The 19,142-nt window shown below is 60.0% G+C and carries 19 protein-coding genes; 9 read left to right on the forward strand and 10 right to left on the reverse strand.

The window, feature by feature from the left end:
• Nucleotides 1-17 precede the first annotated feature (17 nt).
• A complete protein-coding gene (locus tag U5A56_RS10770) occupies nt 18-908 on the forward strand; it encodes an amidohydrolase family protein (protein WP_044847797.1) in 891 nt (296 codons plus the stop codon).
• A 77-nt stretch (nt 909-985) separates the two neighbouring features.
• Entirely contained in the window at nt 986-1,747 is a 762-nt protein-coding gene (locus tag U5A56_RS10775; RefSeq protein ID WP_044847798.1) for a FadR/GntR family transcriptional regulator, read from the forward strand.
• Nucleotides 1,748-1,763: 16 nt separating this feature from the next.
• On the opposite strand, the gene U5A56_RS10780 is transcribed toward U5A56_RS10775, so the two are convergent.
• On the reverse strand, nt 1,764-3,005 hold the full coding sequence (locus U5A56_RS10780; RefSeq protein WP_044847799.1) for an NAD(P)/FAD-dependent oxidoreductase: 1,242 nt from the start codon (nt 3,003-3,005) through the stop codon (nt 1,764-1,766).
• Nucleotides 3,006-3,408: 403 nt separating this feature from the next.
• Here U5A56_RS10780 and U5A56_RS10785 point away from each other — a divergent pair, with 403 nt between their 5' ends.
• Together U5A56_RS10785 and U5A56_RS10790 are read left to right on the forward strand one after the other, a co-directional pair.
• On the forward strand, nt 3,409-4,581 hold the full coding sequence (locus U5A56_RS10785; protein WP_321922227.1) for an XRE family transcriptional regulator: 1,173 nt from the start codon (nt 3,409-3,411) through the stop codon (nt 4,579-4,581).
• Nucleotides 4,578-5,075: a PIN domain-containing protein gene (locus U5A56_RS10790; RefSeq protein WP_321922229.1), complete on the forward strand. Its 498-nt coding sequence runs from the start codon at nt 4,578-4,580 to the stop codon at nt 5,073-5,075. The genes U5A56_RS10785 and U5A56_RS10790 overlap by 4 nt, the downstream gene beginning before the upstream one ends.
• Nucleotides 5,076-5,261: 186 nt before the next feature.
• On the opposite strand, the gene U5A56_RS10795 is transcribed toward U5A56_RS10790, so the two are convergent.
• Nucleotides 5,262-5,504, reverse strand: coding sequence for a hypothetical protein (locus U5A56_RS10795; RefSeq protein ID WP_321922231.1), 243 nt, complete (start codon nt 5,502-5,504; stop codon nt 5,262-5,264).
• 192 nt (nt 5,505-5,696) lie between these two features.
• On the opposite strand from U5A56_RS10795, the gene U5A56_RS10800 reads away from it, so the two are divergent.
• From U5A56_RS10800 to U5A56_RS10810, 3 genes are all read left to right on the forward strand, one after another.
• Nucleotides 5,697-6,404 (forward strand): YfiR family protein, encoded by a 708-nt coding sequence (locus tag U5A56_RS10800; RefSeq protein ID WP_124668032.1) that lies wholly within the window; start codon nt 5,697-5,699, stop codon nt 6,402-6,404.
• A complete protein-coding gene (locus tag U5A56_RS10805; RefSeq protein WP_044847804.1) occupies nt 6,401-7,669 on the forward strand; it encodes a diguanylate cyclase domain-containing protein in 1,269 nt (422 codons plus the stop codon). Before U5A56_RS10800 ends, U5A56_RS10805 begins: the two co-directional genes overlap by 4 nt.
• Nucleotides 7,670-7,757: 88 nt before the next feature.
• Nucleotides 7,758-8,267 (forward strand): OmpA family protein, encoded by a 510-nt coding sequence (locus U5A56_RS10810; RefSeq protein ID WP_044847820.1) that lies wholly within the window; start codon nt 7,758-7,760, stop codon nt 8,265-8,267.
• Nucleotides 8,268-8,274: 7 nt separating this feature from the next.
• Here the strand turns inward: U5A56_RS10810 and U5A56_RS10815 are convergent, their stop codons facing one another.
• Complete coding sequence (locus U5A56_RS10815) at nt 8,275-9,249, reverse strand: helix-turn-helix transcriptional regulator (RefSeq protein WP_321922235.1); 975 nt, start codon at nt 9,247-9,249, stop codon at nt 8,275-8,277.
• A 92-nt stretch (nt 9,250-9,341) separates the two neighbouring features.
• Between U5A56_RS10815 and U5A56_RS10820 the strand changes: the two genes are divergently transcribed.
• Nucleotides 9,342-9,773: a hypothetical protein gene (locus tag U5A56_RS10820; protein ID WP_321922237.1), complete on the forward strand. Its 432-nt coding sequence runs from the start codon at nt 9,342-9,344 to the stop codon at nt 9,771-9,773.
• A gap of 103 nt (nt 9,774-9,876) precedes the next feature.
• Here the strand turns inward: U5A56_RS10820 and U5A56_RS10825 are convergent, their stop codons facing one another.
• From U5A56_RS10825 to U5A56_RS10845, 6 genes are all read right to left on the reverse strand, one after another.
• Nucleotides 9,877-11,391 (reverse strand): P-loop ATPase, Sll1717 family, encoded by a 1,515-nt coding sequence (locus tag U5A56_RS10825; RefSeq protein WP_321922239.1) that lies wholly within the window; start codon nt 11,389-11,391, stop codon nt 9,877-9,879.
• Between the two features lie 517 nt (nt 11,392-11,908).
• Nucleotides 11,909-12,301, reverse strand: a complete 393-nt coding sequence (locus tag U5A56_RS10830) for a hypothetical protein (RefSeq protein ID WP_321922241.1) — start codon at nt 12,299-12,301, stop codon at nt 11,909-11,911.
• Nucleotides 12,302-12,375: 74 nt separating this feature from the next.
• Nucleotides 12,376-12,648 (reverse strand): helix-turn-helix domain-containing protein, encoded by a 273-nt coding sequence (locus tag U5A56_RS37155; protein ID WP_415749117.1) that lies wholly within the window; start codon nt 12,646-12,648, stop codon nt 12,376-12,378.
• A 133-nt stretch (nt 12,649-12,781) separates the two neighbouring features.
• The gene (locus U5A56_RS10835; RefSeq protein WP_321922242.1) at nt 12,782-13,546 is read right to left on the reverse strand and encodes an FRG domain-containing protein; all 765 of its coding nucleotides are present in this window, start codon (nt 13,544-13,546) and stop codon (nt 12,782-12,784) included.
• Between the two features lie 1,348 nt (nt 13,547-14,894).
• Nucleotides 14,895-15,572, reverse strand: a complete 678-nt coding sequence (locus tag U5A56_RS10840; RefSeq protein WP_321922244.1) for a DUF4145 domain-containing protein — start codon at nt 15,570-15,572, stop codon at nt 14,895-14,897.
• A gap of 640 nt (nt 15,573-16,212) precedes the next feature.
• Complete coding sequence (locus tag U5A56_RS10845) at nt 16,213-17,181, reverse strand: hypothetical protein (RefSeq protein ID WP_321922246.1); 969 nt, start codon at nt 17,179-17,181, stop codon at nt 16,213-16,215.
• 615 nt (nt 17,182-17,796) lie between these two features.
• Here U5A56_RS10845 and U5A56_RS10850 point away from each other — a divergent pair.
• Complete coding sequence (locus tag U5A56_RS10850) at nt 17,797-18,015, forward strand: hypothetical protein (RefSeq protein WP_044846844.1); 219 nt, start codon at nt 17,797-17,799, stop codon at nt 18,013-18,015.
• A 91-nt stretch (nt 18,016-18,106) separates the two neighbouring features.
• Here U5A56_RS10850 and U5A56_RS10855 read toward each other — a convergent pair whose 3' ends face one another.
• Nucleotides 18,107-18,724 (reverse strand): hypothetical protein, encoded by a 618-nt coding sequence (locus U5A56_RS10855; protein WP_321922248.1) that lies wholly within the window; start codon nt 18,722-18,724, stop codon nt 18,107-18,109.
• Between the last annotated feature and the right edge of the window lie 418 nt (nt 18,725-19,142).

Below are 19,142 nucleotides of genomic sequence, written 5' to 3' on the forward strand. Positions count from 1 at the left end.
TGAATCACGAGGACACCATGGGCGCAGTGCGTATCGATTCCCACCAGCACTTCTGGCGTTACCGCGCGGCCGACTATCCGTGGATCGGCCCCGGCATGGATGTGCTCGCCCGCGACTACCTGCCCGACGCGCTATGGCCGCAGATGCACGCGCAGGCGCTCGGCGCGTCGATCGCGGTGCAGGCGCGCGCCGGGCGCGACGAGACGGCGTTCCTGCTCGATCTCGCCCGCGACGACGCGCACATCGCGGCGGTGGTCGGCTGGGAGGATCTCGGTGCGCCGGAACTCGCCGAGCGCATCGCCGAATGGCGCAGCCCGAAGCTGCGCGGCTTTCGTCACCAGGTGCAGGACGAAGCCGACGTCGGCGCGTTCGTCGCGGATCCCGCGTTCAATCGCGGTGTCGCGTGGCTGCAGGCGAACGGCTATGTGTACGACGTGCTCGTGTTCGAGCGCCAGTTGCCCGACGTGCGCGCGTTCTGCGCGCGGCACGATGCGCACTGGCTCGTGCTCGATCATGCCGGCAAGCCGCCGCTCGCCGAATTCCACCGCGATGGCGCTGCGCTCGCCCGCTGGCGTGCCGGGTTGCGCGAGCTGGGCGCGCTGCCGCACGTCGTGTGCAAGCTGTCGGGGCTCGTGACCGAGACGGACTGGCGGCGCGGCCTGCGCGGGCAGGACATCCGGCACATCGAGCAATGCCTCGACGCGGCGCTCGACGCGTTCGGCCCGCAGCGGCTGATGTTCGGGTCGGACTGGCCCGTGTGCCTGCTCGCGGCGTCGTATGACGAAGTGGCGTCGCTGGTCGAGCGCTGGGCCGAAGCGCGGTTGTCGGCGGCCGAGCGCAACGCGCTGTGGGGCGGCACGGCCGCGCGTTGCTATGCGCTGCCGGGCGATTCGAAGCCCGGCATATAAAATAGGCGCGAACGGCCCGACGCGCGTGCGCCATTCGTCAGACCGTCCGCAATGCAATCGCTTACCTGTATCAACGTATGTCCATCCAGCCGATTCAGAACCGCCGCCTCTACCAGCAGATCGCCGACAAGCTCAGCGCGATGATCGAGTCCGGCGACTTCCCGCCGGGCAGCTACCTGCCGCCCGAGCGCGAACTGGCCGAGCAGTTCGGCGTGTCGCGCACGTCGGTGCGCGAGGCGCTGATCGCGCTCGAAGTCAGCGGGCTCGTCAGCGTGCGTGTCGGCGACGGCGTGAAGGTGCGCCAACCCGAGGCGGCGGCCGCGCCGGAGCCGCGGCCCGATACGAAGGTTGCGCCGTTCCCGGTCGTCGAGATCGATCCCGAGCTGGGCATCGCGCTCGACCTCGATACCGAAATCCCGCCGTTCGCGCTGCTGCAGGCGCGCCGGCTGATCGAGCCGGAAGCCGCGTCGCTCGCCGCGAAGCACGGTTCGGATGCGCAGATAGAAGGGATTCACGCGGCGTTCCTGCGCAACCAGGAAGACAACCGCAGCGGCTCGCTCACGCATCCGGGCGACCGGCTGTTCCATATCCGTATCGCGGAAGCGAGCGACAACCCGGCTTATGCGCTGATGATCAAGCAGCTGCTCGCGCACAAGTACGACCTGATGTTCCAGCGGCTGCAGTCGCTGTACATGCCGAACGACATGCCGCACCGGTCGGAGCTCGAACACCGCGCGATCCTCGACGCGATCCGCGCGCGCGACCCGGAGGCCGCGCGCCGTGCGATGGCCGAGCATCTCGACGAGGTGATCCGGATCTTCGGCCGCGCGCTCGACTGAGCGCGGGCGAGCGCAATCAGAAGCGGTCGGCGCGGTAGGGCGTCGGGTCGGTGAACGGCGCTTCGCCCGTCATCATCTCGGCCAGCAGGCGGCCGGAGACGGGGCCGAGCGTGAGCCCGTGATGGTTGTGCCCGAACGAGAACCACAGCCCGCGATGCGCGGGCGCGGGGCCGATCACCGGCCGCATGTCGGGCGTGCACGGCCGGAAGCCGAGCCACGGCTGCGGGTCGAGCCGTTCGCCGAAGCCGAACACCGGGCGCGCGACGCGTTCCGCGCGCTCGAGCTGTACGCCGGTCGGCGGCAGGCCGCGCCGGGCGATCTCGACGCCGGTGGTCAGCCGCAAGCCGCGCCGCATCGGCGCGATCACGTAGCCGTATTCGCGATCGACGATCGGCGCCGACGGCGCGCCGCGTTCGGACGGCGCGTAGTGCATGTGATAGCCGCGCTTCTCGCGCAGCGGAATCTTGTAGCCGAACTTGCCGAACACCGTGTCGGACCACGGGCCGAGCGCGACGACCACGGCCGGCGCGGCGATCTTGCCGTCGTCCGTCGTGACCTGCCAGCCGGGCGACAGCGCGTCGAGGCTCGCCGCATCGCCGGTGAGCAGCGTGCCGCCGCCTTGCACGAAGAGTTGCGCGTAGGTTTTGACGAGCGCGGACGGATCGACGACGCTTTTCGGATCGAGCCAGTGCAGCGCGCCGCAGAAGCCGGGCGCGAGGCTCGGTTCCTGCGCGCGCAGTGTCGCGGCATCGAGCGGCGTGATGCCGAGCCCGTGGCGGCGCGCGGTGAGTCCCGCATCGGCGACGGCGCGTTCGAACGCGGCCGGCGTGCGGAACGCTTCCATCCAGCCGCTCGCGCGGATCAGCTCGGTGGCGCCGGCGCGTGCGATCAGCGCGTCGTGCTCGACGATGCAGCGCTCGATCAGCGGCAGCATGTCGCGCGAGGCCGCCGCGTGACGCAGCGGCGCCGATTCCCACCAGAACCGCGCGAGCCACGGCGCGAACGCGGGCAGCGACGTGCTGTGCCAGTAGAGATCGGTGGAGCGGTTCAGCGCGTAGCGCATCAGCGTGAACGGGCTGCGCGGGAACGGATACGGCTCGACCGACGAGCGTTCGATCAGCCCCGCGTTGCCGAAGCTCGTGCCTTCGCCGGGCGCGCCGCGGTCAACGAGGGCGACCTTGCGGCCGCGATCCTGCAGGTGAAGCGCGGCGGAGACGCCGACGATGCCCGCGCCCAGAACGATTACGTCGAAGTCCATCGGTGGTGTGACCGCGGTTGGTGTCGGTGATAAGCCGACGTTGTGGACGAGGCCGAATGACGGACGGTTCGTCGGCATGCGGCTGTTCGTTAGGATACTCGCTATGTCGTTCGATCCGCAAAATCAGGATACGGCCCGGTGGCTCGCACTTCACGATTGGCGACATTGCGAGCGTCGCTACTGCGCGAAGCGTCGGTCGAGATTCGGTGCCTTTTCTCGCGCGCCGCCGCCGCTCGAACTTGTAACTTCATGATTTAAAATGGATTCGAAGCGCCTGTGCGGGCGGCGTTCCGGGCCCTGTCCGGCGCGAGCGTTTTGTGCACGCCGAGCGTGTCGGTGGCGAGCGACGCACGTATCCGTCATGCTGCTGATGTTGGCCTCTTGAATCGATAGAGAAGCAAGGATGAAACGAGAACCTGTCGAAGGCGTTCAGCCCGAGGTGTTGCGTTGGGCGAGAGAAACGGTCGGACTGTCGATCGACGAAGTCGCGACCATGCTTCGCATCCCGTCGGCCGAGGTTGCCGGTTGGGAGGCGGGCGCGGGAGCGCCGACCTATGCTCAGCTCGAAAAGCTCGCGTATCAGGTCTTCAAGAGGCCGCTTGCGGTCTTCTTTCTTCCGGCTCCGCCCGAGGAGAAAGTGCCCCAACGTGAATTTCGGACGCTGCCGGACGCGGATATGCAGTCGCTTACCCGCGATACTTATCTGCAGATCCGGCAGGCGCAGGCGTTTCAGCTATCGCTCAGGGAGGTGTTCGGCGAGCGCAATCCCGCGGCCGACATGATCTGGAAATCCTTGTCGCTCTCGCTATCGGAGTCCGTATCGCAGCAGGCGGAGCGGATTCGTGATGCGCTCGGCATCACGCTCGAGGAACAAGCGTCCTGGCGTAATGACGATCTCGCGCTCAAGCAATGGCGAAAAGCCATCGAGGACGCGGGCATTTTTGTCTTCAAGTCGGCATTCAGGCAGCGTGAGATTTCAGGGTTTTGCTTGATGGATGATGCGTTCCCGATCATTTATCTCAACAACAGTACGACGAAGACGCGTCAGATATTCAGTCTTCTGCACGAACTGGCGCACCTGCTCCTGGGCATGAACGGCCTGAGCAAGCTCGATTCCGGCTATATCGACGCGCTTCCGCAGGCCGAGAGGAAAATCGAGCGATTCTGCAACGCGATAGCAGCGGATGTATTGATTCCGCACACGGCATTCGATCGTCTCGTGGCCGGGTTTCCCGCCGACGCTGAATCCGCGTCCGAGGAGGCGTTTGCCGAACTGGCCGGCTATTTCGGGGTGAGTCGAGAGGCCGTGCTGCGGCGCATGCTCGACCAGGGGCGAGTCAGTCAAGCGTTCTACAAGCGCAAGGCGGCGATCTGGTCGGCGCAGCGCAGAGAAGCGACGGGCGGTAGCTACTACGCGAATCAAGGCGCATATCTGAGCGACCGCTTTGCGCGAGAAGTCGTCGGTCGTCACTACCGGCATCAGATCACGCTCGAGCAAGCAGCGGACTTTCTGGGGATCAAGCCGAAGAGCTTCGCGGGATTTGAAGCGCGTGTTCTTCACGGGGCGGGTGCATGATCTATGTGTTCGACACCAGTTCCATTCGATCGCTGCAGCATTTCTATCCGCGTGTGTTCCGGAGTATCTGGGATGGTATCGAGAGGCTCGTGGGGCAGCGTCGACTGATCTCCACGAGAGAAGTGTTGAACGAGATCGAGCGACAAGCCGTGAGCGCGGATGTATTGGCGTGGGTGCGGAGCAATCGATCCCTGTTCACCACGCCGAATGCGGATGAACTCCGGTTCGTCGCGGCGATTTTGAAGATCAGGCATTTTCAGGCATTGATCGGGCAGCAGCAGCGTCTCAAGGGCACACCGGTCGCCGATCCGTTCGTCATTGCCTGCGCCAGGGTTCGTCAAGGGACGGTCGTGACCGAAGAGGGATGGCTGCGCGCGGGCGACGGGCTGGCGCCCAAGCCGCATGCAGCGAAGATACCCAACGTATGCGCGCATTTCGAGATTCCATGCATCGATCTCGAAGAATTCATGCACCAGCAGGATTGGCAGTTCTGATCCGGCGAGCATCAACGCATCCTGAACCGCTTCTCTCCCATCGCGCGAGCGAGCGCACATCGACGTCTGCCGTCCGTAGCGTCTTACACACGACTTGACGAGTATCGGTAGCCGTCGCAGCAACTGCTCGCAGTATGTGCGCTGTGGCGTGGACGCTCGAACCTCAAGCAGACTTGGCACCCTGGGTCACCAAAAGGGCGCTAACAGCGCGGCCAGATCGTCGATATCGTTCGATTCGTGGCCGGCGGTGCAGCTCGCGGGGCGATCGTGACGGGAGAAATGACGTGGCCGCTTCTGGCAGAAGGTGAGCGTCGGGCGGTGGATGAAGATCCGTCGAAGCCGGGACGAATGTATGAAGGTTGACGCGCCCGCACGCTCAATCCACTGATCAATTTTCGAAGGCGAGGCCCGATCGTCGTCGGCAAACACGTTCGCTCGCATCGTCGCGCATCGCACCGATTCGCCCTATTTTCCGATTGCGATTTGGCGGGAGTATCCCACTGGTTCGGGTTGCGAATTTTTACCTAAGATGGAAGCAATCATGTGCGTGACACGGTACCTGCGCGCGCACACGGCAGGCAGGAGGCAGGGCCGGGAACGACTGCAACCGATGTTTCCATCATGGATGCGAGTGTGTGCGCGACGGCCGCGAAGCATGCGGCCGCATCGACGCCAGCGGGCGCGGCGGCAATCGCCGCGCGGACGGCGTCCGGCCGGTCGGGCCGAGTCGCGTCGTTGCGTCACGCATTCATCGCAATCGTTTGCGTTCTGAGCGTTGTCCCTTCCGTCCTCGCCGGATCGCTTGCCGACAGGGACGACCCGGTCGATACGATGCACGTCGCAGCCACCGCGACGCCCGCCGGCCCGACGGGTCCCGCCTTTTCGTCACACGACTCCAACGTACGCCAGGTCGTGCTCGGCATCGTCAGTTTCACGCGCTGGCCGACGACGCCCGTGCGCCTGCATCTGTGCGTGACGGGCAGGCCCGACTACGCGGGCGACCTCACCGATACGATGCAGGCCGGCTCGACCGTGCTCGACGTGCAGCGCGTTCGCTTCGACGATCCCTCGCTCGGCATCGCCTGCGACGTCGTGTATCTCGGCGCGCTCGGCAACGACGAGCGAATGCGGGTGAGAACCGCGCTCGCCGGCCATCCGGTGCTGACCATCGCCGAACACGATCCGTCGTGCACCGCGGGCAGCATGTTCTGTCTGACGGTCGAAGGCGAGCACGTGACGTTCGACATCAATCTCGACGCCGTCGCGCGCAGTGGCGTGCGCGTGCATCCGAACGTGCTCAACCTCGCGCGGCGGACGCTGACGCCATGACACGTTCCGCGCCCCCCATCGCGTCCTCACGCGTGCCGCGCCCGACGCTGCAAAGCGTGTTGCGCCGTGCGCACCTGCGCCTGGCGTTCGTCGCGGTGACGATGGCCGCCGTGTCGCTGATCGTCGTCGCCGTGATCGCGTTGCGTGCGTATGCGGGCAACAACCTGAACCTGCTGGCCCGCTCGCTCGGTTACACGGTCGAGGCGGCGCTCGTGTTCGGCGACCGTGCCGCGGCGAGCGAAGCGATCGCGACGATCGCCAGCGACGAGGACGTCGCGCAGGTGGTGGTCACGGACAACAAGGGGCAGTTGTTCGCGACCTGGAAGCTGCCTGCCGGCGGCCGGATCGCCGGGCTCGAGCGCGTCGTCGCCGATCTCGCATTGCCGGGGGCCGTGACCGTTCCGGTGATGCACGACGGCATCGTCGTCGGTCAGGTGATCGTGCGTGGCCGCGGGCATCAGTTCTTCGGATTCCTGCTCGGCGGCATCGGCGGCATTCTCGGCTGTCTCGTCGTCAGCGTGTTCGGCGCTTACATCAGCTCGAAGCGTCTGCTGCGCAACATCGTCGCGCCGCTGCGCGCGCTCGCCGCCGTCGCGCACGCCGTGCGGCGCGAGCGTGCGTTCGCGCGGCGCGTCGAGCCCGTGGCGATCGCCGAACTGAACCAGCTCGGCGACGACTTCAATGCGCTGCTCGATGAACTCGAGGAATGGCAGAACACGCTGCGTGACGAGAACGCGTCGCTCGAATACAAGGCGACGCACGATGCGCTCACGGGTTTGCCCAACCGCGTGCAGTTCGAGTCGCGTCTGTCGCTTGCACTCTGCGACGCCGTGTTGACGGGGCAGCGGGTCGCCATCCTGTATCTCGACTGCGACCGCTTCAAGGAAATCAACGACTGCCTTGGCCACGATGCCGGCGATGCGGTGCTGGTCGGCGTCGCGGCACGGTTGCGCGCGCAGGTGCGCGAAACCGATCTCGTCGCTCGCCTGGGCGGCGATGAATTCGCGGTGATGCTGACGGGTGTGCGCGACACGGACAGCGTGTGCCTGATCGCCGACCAGATTTTGTCCGGCATGGTGTCGTCGATCGAGTTGCCCGACGGACGCATGGTGGCCACCATGATGAGTGCCGGCGTTGCGCTGTATCCCGACCATGCGTCCGACGCGAGCGGCTTGCTGCGCGCGGCGGATGCCGCGATGTACCGCGCCAAGCGTGCGCGGCCGGGGTCGTGGCAGTTGTCGGAAGGCGTAGCCGGGCCGGTTTGACGTCGATCGTTTCGCGCTGCGGGCGAGGCCGCGGCGGCGGGATAAGAAGCGCACGCGATGCGCGCGCATGCGAAGGAAGGGGACTGTGATGAAAAACGCGTTATCTGTGAGCATGGGGAGGATGTGCGTCGCGAGCGCGGTGCTGCTGTGCCTGCTGCTCGGCGGGTGCAAGACGCCGCCGCTTCATCGTGGGCTCACGCAGACGCAGGTCACGGCGCTGAAGTCGGCCGGGTTTCAGGAGACCGAGCAGGGGTTCGAGTTCGGGTCGACGGGGCCGATTTTGTTTGACTTTGATCGGTATAACCTCAAGCCGGTCGTCAGGCGGATCGTCGAGCGGATCGGGAGGACGTTGAGGTCGGCCGGGATCAATGGTGTGCGGGTTTATGGGTACTCGGACGAGGAAGGGGAGACGGCTTACGATCTCGAGTTGTCCCGGCGGCGGGCGGAGGTGGTGGCGATCGAGCTTGTGGATGTGGGGCTGGACGGCAAGCAGATCGCAGTGGTCGGGAAGGGGAAGAGCGATCCGGTGGGGGATAACCGGACACCCGCCGGGCGGGCGCAGAACCGGAGGGCGGCGATTGTGGTGTCGCCGCGGTGAGGGGACGTCACGTCTGCATGACCAGCGACGTCAACTGCGCCGCCCGCGTCACTTCCGTCTTCGCATAGATCGACTTGATCTGCGAGCGGATCGTGCCGATCGACACGCCGCGCAGCTCGGCGCATTCCTGCGGCGAGCGTCCGTCGCAGCACAGCAGCACCGCGAGATCGGCTTCGGCCGACGACAGTCCGTAGAACACGCGCAGCCGCTGCGCGCGTGCCGCCGGCGAGTGCAGGTCGGCTGCCGTCATCAATGCCGTGACGCCCGGCCGCTCGCGCACGAGGCGTGACTGTTGAGGCACCGGTATCAGCGCGAGCGGCAGCGGTTCGCCCGTCGCACGGCGCAGCAACAGCCCACCGCGCGAGAACGCGTGCCGCCAATGCGCATCGTCGACGCAGCCTTCCGGCGCGAAGCGCCCGTTCACGATCCGCAGCGCAGGTTCCGCCGCGATCAGTTGATCGGCTGCGCGATTCGTATAGCGGAGTTCGCGTTGCGCGCCGAGCAAGAACACCGGCACCGGAAGCGCATCGAGCGCCGATTCCGCGGCGGCCACGCGTGCTTCGAGTTCGCCGATGCGTGCCTCGATCCGCAACGCGCGGCTGATGTGTGCGCCCATGCTTTCGATCGCGACGCGCTGTGCGTCCGACAGGCCCTGCGATTCGGGGCCGCTCTGTACGCTGAGGAATGCGCCGGTGTGCTCGCCGCGATGGATATACAGGCCGGCGATGCTGCCGATTCCGTATGGCCTCAGGAATTCCTGGTAGAACACGCAGTGTTCGCGCTGCGGGCGGGACAGTTGCTTGACGTCCTCGAACCAGCGACCAGTCGGCCAGTTGCCGGCGATCGGTACGACCGGGTCATACAGATAGAACTCGGTGTTGTATGCGCGGCGGCAATCGGCAACCCACGGCTCGTCGTCGCCCGCAGCCCGGTCGATGACCGGCACTCCCGCCGCATCGTCGAACGACAGCAGCGTGGCCATGCGCACGCCTACCGACGATCGCAAGCCGTCGAGCACGACTTCCCATCTCTGATCGCCCAGTGCTGCAGCGTAGATGTCATCAAGTAATGCCGATGGAATCAACTCGTTCCGTTGCATTTGGCTACCCCGCGCGATGCGTTCTTTTTGACAGCCTTTCGGGCATCTTACTCATTCTTGCGTTGGGTTCAATATGCGTGGGTGCTTTCGGGCGGAAACATGTTGATTCAGGTATGTTTCTCGTAAGACGTAATGGCGCTTTTCAATATTCTTACGCGACTTTTCTGCATACAGGACAAGGGGTTTCGGTATCGCCAGACGATTTCAACATTGATCCTTTTCGTTTCCTAGATATCGTCGCACAAACGCCTGTCGGGAAGATTTTGGTGATCGTCGGCTATCCGTATGCGTTCCGCATCGTTCAGCAAGCGCGCCAGTTTGCGCATGCAGATTCGGATACTGGAATGTCTCGGTACGGCCAAAAGTGGTCAGCCAGCGCTACCGCGCTTGTGCCTGATTCAGAGTGAACCGGGGAACCAGTTCAAGTCGGTTAGTGACACCTCTCGGAGAAATAGTGCGGCCATTGAGTTGGAGTTTAGTGGTCCAGTCCAACTCGCCTGCGCCTTCACGTTATGCGTCCCGGCGGATGTCGATACGGTTCTCGATGGCAAACCTTACTTTTGGGTCCTTTACCTCGTACAGTGTGGCGCCGTTAGGCCCTTTGTCCTCGCACCTGCGAATGAGTCCAATACCCTCCATGGCAACCACATAGTTGGTCGTGGAACTCCCGGTACCCGCAGCGGTCGAGAGACTGTTGATGGTGAACTGATGGCCTGACAATTTACGTAGGTGAGCGATGTAGGAGTACACATCTAGGCTGTTGGCCCGCGCGTCGATCTTCCGCGGATAGTATTCGTAGTAGCTAAAATCCTTAACGAAAGAGTGCATGCCGGCCCGCATTGCATCTGCTGATATCTTTATCGCTGTTGAGTCGAGCCGATACTGTTCTCGAAGCACTTGATTCATGAGTTGCCACAAGTCACGCGGATTGGCATTCGCGAGTGGTAGCACGTTGGCCATGAAAAAGGCGTGATCGCTGAACAGCTGAGTGTGCGAAGTTACTTTGTCCGACGAGTGATGCTGAAGCCGCTTGTCGAGCACGTCTATGAGCTCATGGTCGCGCCATTTAACTTGCTCAACACAGAATTTATTTGCACGGAAGTCCGATTTCACATTCTGGAATGGAATACTCCAGATAGAGAATATGAACTGCAAGTCGCTTCCGTAAAAAATATCATTCTCCACCAGAAACGGCCGTAAGAAGTTCGCGATTACAGCCGAATCGTTTCGTAGTCGAGAATCCTCATCAATGCGATCGAGCACCAAGGTAATGGGCTTCACGCCTAGCTTTTGGCAAAGGGCTACGGTTTTCCTTAGCAAAAGCAAGCTGGCTTTGCTGTCGTCAAAGTCTGAGTCGATTGCGAGTTCGATCCGCTCGAAGTAGTCCTTGGCAGTTTGAGCGTCGTTCATGGAGGGATCAGGCAATCCAAGCGACTGGCGAATTGTATGGCTAACAATGTCTACTCCAGTGCTTGCTGCTTGGTTAGCGACACCGCGAAATAGGTTGAACACCCACGTAGCTCCGCGCTTAAAGCGTCCATGTTGAATCTTGCGCAAGTCTTCTCGGAGCGCCTCTCGAGATAGAGTGTTCGTATGATTCTTCAGCAGATAGGAGACAAGAACCTTGTCGTCTCGGTCCAATTTGGGCCTGTCAAACAAGATATTGGACATCTGTGGCAGAAGCTTCTTGAAAAGAAGATCTGCAAGCGTCGTGACATACAGCCCATAGACGTCGGCACGTTCAGGAGCCACCGGAAGGTCTGCGAAATTGGAGACCTGGGCGACCTTGGCAGCTTTCGAACGCTCGCTTACCAGCTCGAACAGGAGCGCAGTCTTTCCTGTCCCGCGTTCCCCGTAGAGGAAGATATTCTTACCCTCCGTAGTAGCCTGAATAGCTGGGGAATACGCAAGGGGGCGGACAAACGCTACGCGAAGAAACTCCTTCTCTTCCTCCGCCGTAAACACTGAAAACGGGTATTTGTCCAGCCCCAAACCTTGAGTAAACTGGTTGAAATCGATTGCCATTCAAGGCTCCTCTTCGCTACGGATCTTAAAGCGCGTGTGGCGCGTATTATGGGGCAGACGACGGGATCGGTGAGTAATTTTGAAGCGCGCTTTGCCTTGTGGGCTGCTTTGCAACGGGGGCGCAGGTTGCTTACACGCTCCGAAACACCGGTTTCGGGCTGGCTGTTCGGAGCGGCGAACGGCTCCTTCGGGTCGGAAGGCGCCGGTCGAACCGCGCAGGGCGGCGACTGGCGACTTCCGGCCAGGAAGCGCCATTCGCCTACACCAGCACTCGAACATTCCGACGTCTGTTCCGCCCTAGGAAGCGGCCATTCTGTACAAGTGGGAACCCGGAATCGATCCAGATTGTGAAGCATGAGCTATTAGCCGCATCCCGAGCGGGCTCGCCGTTTACGGTTGCACGTCCGGAAAATCGAGAATATCAGCGAGCCTAATACACGATCGCGTGTGCTGAGCCTGCCAACAACCGGCGTTTGCGTCTGGCCGGGAGATAGGTCGTACGGTTTTCCCCGTACGCCTATCGCTTGTCCGGGGTCTTTTTTGAGGATCGAGCGGTTGACGGCGTCATCTGCGCGTCATCTGGCTTAGGACCATTGTTGCCCTTGGGATGGTCCCGAAGGTTCATATTGGCATGCGCAACGTAGTTGGCGCCTATCGAGGCCGCAAGAACAAGAACAAAGTTCACAGCCGCGTCCGTGAATTGCAGTACGCCGGCATCTGTCGTCGACAGTCCTTTCAGAAGAGCTGCTCCGCCGACACCAAAGACAATCAGTCGTATTCCTGATGAGACAACTATCCTGAAATCTCGATTGTGGCGTCCTCCACGATTGACGAGAAAGACGGTAATGCCGGACCAGATTGCAAACACAACGTATTGCGCATGTGTTGCGTGAAGTGCGAAGGTGGGCATTGTCGGGTTTTATTCCTTTGGGTTGTTATCGATAGATCGGTTGCTGCGTAGAAAATGGCTCTATCCGGCTTCCGCTATTTCGTGGATCTTTCGTTAACGGACACTTTCCCCCTGTTCTTTAGGCATATCCACGATGTGTAGGGTTTCTCTTGCGCAACGCCGATGATGAGTGTGCTCCCGCCGGCATTGGCAAACCCGGTGACGTCCTTCACAAACTCACATCTTTGTTCCTGCCTAGTCATATCGTCATAGGCTCGACTCGATTTGAATTCAAGGTCCAAGGACTCGCCCGTGACCCCGAATAGCGCGACAATTTCATCGATGGTTTCGTACACGTTGCCTCTCACATGGAATTTTGGCTCAGGCGGAATTACCGCGCGAGCGTTCGCACGGTTACTGTACCAGCAGGTAACGTTTCGGCCTGACTGCCCATGGCCGACGACGTCACCTTGACCTTCGCACGCCGGACCATCGCGGGCTTCAGAGCTTCATTGTTGCCGTGATAATCGTCCGCCTTCCGTTATGCACCGGATCGTATTGAAGCCTTTTAACCTCGGATGCGATGCCGTCCAGCCCCGGATAAATGAAGGACGCGGAAACACCCAAAGTACGCAATCGCTCGCGCAATTGAGATTTCAGAGTGCCTGGCACAATGAGTTCGTCCAAGCCAGCGACCGCACCATCTGTGAGATCTTCATAGGGCCTTGCAGGGCACGAAAAAACGGATGCCTGATTGTGGTAACGACGATCCTTATACTTTGGTCGAACAAAGATGACTGTTCCCTGATTCGGCTGGATCGCAATCACACTTCTTGCAATCGTATCTGCTGTACGGAAGTCGAACAGATGCGGTTGATCGCTCACGACTTGCCGCGTCAGATACAGCTTCCCGTCACGGTCGTCACGACTCTCGACGGCAAAATACAACCCAACCAGTGGATTCGTAGACCAGTCCAGAAGTCGTGTTGGCAATCCGTGGTGTTGCGCTAGGAACAGCCATTCGAATTCGCCTTCTGGAATGAACTCTAGCTCTCTCAAGGAAAGACGCTGGAATTCCTCAATTAGTCCACGTTCCAACGTACTGATATCGCCGAGAGTATGTTCTTGGGGATGCCGAGCGATTGATGGAAGCAGCGTATATTTTTTGTCGGACAGGCCTCGGCAAAGCAACCCAGGCTGCCCCGCCGCGAGCGTCTTTTGCATAAATTCTTGCCAGAATACGTCGATGTCCGATAACGCGGTCATGCTTTTCGCTTCCTTTTGTGCTGGTCTGTCATAACCCATAGAAGGCCGGAATTTCCCTGCTTGCCGCGACCTGCCATGAACGATGAGGTCGCGCTCTGTGTTGGCGGGCAAAGTATAGCGGGCTGGATGACGATCCGCTTGGCCCGCGGAATGGAATACGCGAATGGACGGCTAGTATGAACGCGGGGGCATATGACCGCGCGAACTGCTGGAAAGTACACTTGCGGCGTGATCTGCATGTCCATCGACATGGCAGCTGGCTGCGCGAACGCTCAATTCTGCAGCATGTCCGAAGTCGAACCGAGAGCAGTCGTCGCCGACGATCTACATCAAAGGTCCGCAGTGGGTCGATCTGCGTCGATCGCGCGTTGCGGGGCGGCGCCCGGCCGCGTTCGGCCAACAAGCGTCCTGTAGGCGCAACCTCGCGCAGACGTTCGAGCGTCGATTCACCATCCCATAGCGGTCGTTCGGCGGCGCCCCCTCAGCTTGGTAGTCTCGCTGCGTGGTCAAATCGAACACTCTCCGACTGTCCGTCGACAATAGAAATCACTCGAAGGTCCGGACTAAGCAGCGTTTCCGGCGTGTGAGCATCTCCCGACGCGCGCCAATATCGGTGCGCTTCCGAAAACACGCGGCTCATATAGTCGTCGCCATATCGTACGGGAATAATATTCATGTCTGCCTGATGAGCGACACAGCTCGGAGTCGTGGGTTCGACTTCGTAGATACGGCGCGCGAACGGTGTATTAGGGGCTAAGACCCGATGCCCATTGTTTCGTGCAATTTCGAGCGTGGGGAAGACAAAGGAGCAAGTGAGTCGACTGGGAAGATCGGGATAGTGCTCCTCGCGGATTTGTTCCAGAACGTACTCCGTCAGCAGGCGCCATCCGTCGCCGAAAACGTTGCTCTGGCCGTTCGGTAGGGGAATGAGCCGACCATATTCGTGTAGCGTCCGTCCGAGGGGGCCGGCCTGAATGATAGAGCCAACTTCGTAAGAGATTGTAGTGACGAAAAACATGTGCTTATGGTGGGGCTACGCGACGACTTTATTCTCGCACGATGTGAGAGGAGGCAGAGCGACGCCCGCTATACATCCGACAAAGACGAACAAGATCAGACGCGCTGACCGGCCGTTTCGGGTCGACAGCCCTCCGTCACATTAGACGGGTGGCGGCCAAGTCCCGCCATTCGCATGCTGGGAAAGACTGACATTCAAACGACTGTTCCGCGTTCGCCATCGGCCGGTCGGTTCGTTATTGGCCCATCAACCACGCTTGCAACATTTGCTTCGAGAAGGTCCCATTACCATTGAACATCAGGGCCGCCGGCATAGCGTCGACCTGACGGACTAGCTCGCCTTCTTGTCTCGCTTTTCGATTGCCTCTTGAGCTCCAGCTGGTAGCTGGTCATAGAAACTCTCGATTTCTTTGGGCTCGGTGATCATCTTGTTTGCAATGAAATTTATCAAATCAAATAACTTAACCACTCGCTCCGGCTCTTCGGTAAGGTCTATTTCTCCGGGGTGAACTGCATTATTCCCGTTGATTCGAAGCGCGTCTAAGGATTTTTGAACTAGCGGATTTAAACCTTTTTTGACAAGGCTTTTAATATCTTCGTTAATATTTTCACCTTGCTCCCCCAACTGCTTGCACAATTTTTGCAATGCAAGTCTAAGAAGTGCTGCGGCTGCTCTAGGTGAATCAGCGAGAACATTTGCGGCCTCTTGATAGTCTATTTTTATTTCTTCAGATAGGTCAATATTGGCAGGTGGAGCGATGTTCTTCTTGGGGTAGATCAAATTATCGTTGTGCCAGAATGCAATCTGGCTGCATCTCTGGCATTTTGTTACAATCCATTGCCTGTCGATAATCTCACTAAATTTTGACTGTTGATCGACAACGCTAGACCAGGTAAAATTAATATTGGTGCCCAAGTGAGCGTAAAACTGCTTCGCATACACATGGCAATAAGGGCAGTGATACTCGCCGTTTCCAAGGATGGGGGGGAAGTATTCGAACTTATGCATAGCGTCCCTTTAGGTGATTGTCTAAATTGCTTAAAGTAGTATATTACATATAAATCGTGGCATGAAAAGACGTTGGCGTCAATCCGAGACCCTGATTGCAGAGAACTTCGGCGACGCTGACAAGTTGTTTTTAGACACCCCAAAAACACCATACAAGACACCTCCCCTTGTGAGCCTCTACTAAGCGTTGTCAACAGGGCGCATACTTTTTTATGTGCTGGCTGTTGATGTCCCCGTTTGGTCCGACTGCAGTAATGAGGTGATCCCGGCTGCCGCGTCTTGCAGCAGTCGGCCATATCGAGCCTTTGAGTCGTGCCCCTGCGAGGACATTTCAACGTCGCATTCACATCAGTAACGGCCATAGGTCTCGTATCAGTTCGGCCGGCCGCTTCGGGGCGATCTGCGCCGGTCGCGCGTTGCAGGGCGGCGGCCGGCCGCGTTCGGCCGAGGCTGTGTGAAAACGCGAAACCACACGGTTTTCGGGTGTCACTTTACCCTTCCCGAACAGCCACCAGGCCGATACAGCGCGATCTGAAGGGTCGAGTTTTTCAACTGGAGCCTTCGCCATGCGTTTTCACACGGCCTCGGCCAGGAGCGGCCGTTCGACATTGCTTTCGGATGGTCGACAATCGATGCAGCGTCAGGGTCGCTCTGGTTGCTGCCATCGGACCCATTGCGAAATCTGCTTCACGCGGCTACGAATAGCCGCAGCACGATCCGCCTCGGAGACTGCCGGCCACATTGATCCTTGAAGCTTCCAATATGTATTCCTGTACCAATCCGCCATAACCTTCATCCAAGCAAAGTGAGTTGCTCGAAGCCACGCGGACGCACCATCACGACAGGCAAGATTTCGCGCGTGCCTCAGTATTTCGGCTAACTCCTTCCTCGCCTCTAGAACGTCTGCATAGGCGTGTTTTGTCATTTCAGCCTGCGTCAACGGGAGTTTCTTATAGACCGTCGCCCACAACACAGCGTTAGTGCCGCGAAGCAACGTCTGCACTGCATTCCACATAGTTCTGCAGGCGTCAGCATCTATTTGCAAACTAGTCGCGGCTTCATGTGCAAGGATATGTCGCAACCTGAAGGTTTCGCTGAGTTCAGAGAGCAGCTTCTCAACGTCGGACACGATCAGCGGCGGATCCACCTTCCCGTTACGTTGATCGTACTCGGAGACCGAACTCGCTAAGGCGTCTCTAAAGTTGCAGTTCAGCAGCGAGCCTAGCCACGACATGACGTCGGTCGCCGAATTGCAAGAGGCGACATGCGCTACAAGCTCCCCGAACGTCACCGACTTGCCGCTGAACCATGTTAATGCATCCTTCATCGAAATTTTTTCGGTGATGCGCTCCGCTGCTCGCTCGCGATAGTCGTCACCAGAGTCAGTGATGGCAACAATCGTTCCGCGAAAGTAGGTTTGCAACGCAGCAATCAAAGCGACCACGACATGACGATGAATCTCGTCGCTTTCAGCAGAGCCAATGAGGTTTTTAAGCGAAGCCATCCTCAATTGCACGTCAAACTGCATTGTTTCCCAGCGCTGAATAGAGAGGCGCGACCTTGCGCCGATTGCCTCACGCTGAATATCTTCGAGTCGACGGACTGCCATGCAGGGCCCCCTTTATAGGCGATAGCCTAATCTACCATTATTGCAGGAGAAACCGGATCGTCCGCTACGGGTCAACGTGACCGGCCGCATCGGGTCGATTGAAGCCTGTGGAAGCTATAGAAAACGAACGTTTCCAGCGAGCAACTTCTTTATGTCGGGAAGTCGGAAGAGACGGAGCAGCAGTCGCTTCTGTATCGAACTCTGCTCTTGCCGCGCGTGAAGCCAATTCATTCGAACTGTTTCGAATGACCGCGTCCCGAGGCCGATCGGCGTCCGCGTCGATTAGCTTTTCCTTCCGCATCTTTGCATGCAATGGCGCTACGCACGCAGGTGAAATTTCGTACCTATGCCTAACGGCTAACGTTCGCGCAAGCCGCAAATATTGGGCGTCAGCGATGGTCTAATAGGCAATGTCCAATGATGATCGCGCGTGCATCGCGCGCGCGCGAATGGACACAACATAACCGCTAGGCCCTATCGAAACATTGCTTTCATCGGGGCAAAAACAAAGGAGGAATCCCGACCACAAAAAACACCGTAGTAAACGAGCGCGGGCCGCAAGTGCTACCAACACTCACGACCCGCTAACCACAGCCAACTAAGCAGGAGTTGCCCATGGCTAAGCCGAATCATAAAGCACGACCACCGAAGACGGAACGTTTCGTCACGATCCAGGAAATGTGGGGTACCCCGAAAACGGACATCAAGCCGGAGAAGTTCTACCCGTACATGAAGATTGGTGGAATGTGGCTGATCGAAGATGCGTGTTTCGTACCCGGCCAGAAGGCGCGGATCGATATTGAGCCTGGCAGGCTGATCATCACGAAACTGTAAAAGGCAACGCCGCAAGACGCGGCCGCGCTGCGCGACGTCGCGCAGCGCGCCAGGCAAGGCAGGGTAGCCGCTATCAGCCGCCCCCAACGCATCACCAGGCAATATTGCACGACGACCGCGATGTTCCCGCGCCACCAGTAGCCGTGCAATTCGTACCGGCGCCGTTGTCGTAGAACGTCCGGGTCTCCGGTTGCGGCACCGACGGATCAAACGGATTCGGCGTACCGTGCGGCCCGCGCGCGGCATCGTAAGTCCGTGTCGGCGCATACGAGCCGCCGCTGCCGACAGGTCGCGAGCCATTTGCCCGCAGGTATTCGTGCCAGTTCTGCGCACGCTGTTCATATCCGGGCAAAGCGCGCCCGAGGCTGTCGCGCCCGCCCGCGCCGAGCGCAACGCGATTCGCGGGCAATACGAAATCGGATTCGGGTACAGCCGGAGTCTGCGATTCGAGCGTATCGCCTGACACACGCACCGGCCGCGTATCAGGCGTTTCGAACGGGCTGCGTTCAGCCGGCGCGGCGTACTGTACGCGTCGGGTTGCGCGTGCCGAGCGCCCATCATCGCGAGCCACGGCCTGACGTTCCGAACGAAACACGTTGGCACCGCCGGAGCGATCGACGAGCGAATCGCGGCCCGAGGCGTCGACGGTAGAAGCAGAAAGCGCACAAGCAAGCGCGGCAGCGGAAGAAAGACGGAAGGGATGATTCATATGCGATCCGAAGCAGGTGATGTGCATTGAAAAAACGGCAGATCACTGGCTGGCGAGACTGAACGACGGACGGGCGTTGAAGCGGCCCTGAAGCGACGGCGAAGCGCGGTGGGCGCGGTGGGCGCGGTTCGCGGGGAGGCTGGCTGGATTGCAGAGGCGAGTTCGCATTATTTCATAAAAATAACAAAAAGCTTTCGCTTATGCCGTAAACGTCAGCATATGGAAGGATTTGCCGATCCAACACACCGCCCCACCTCGGTGCACCTCAACGCAATCCTCAGTCGATTGATTTAAAAAGCACCGACCCCCAAAAACAAAAAATCGCACGATCCACAACCACAAATCGCCGCAAATCCCCACCCATCAAGGCACAACGCTACGAACCCACCGAAAATCGCAACCCAATTGCACCCACCGC

The organism is Burkholderia sp. BCC1998 (genome assembly GCF_905339875.1).
Classification (GTDB): Bacteria; Pseudomonadota; Gammaproteobacteria; order Burkholderiales; family Burkholderiaceae; genus Burkholderia.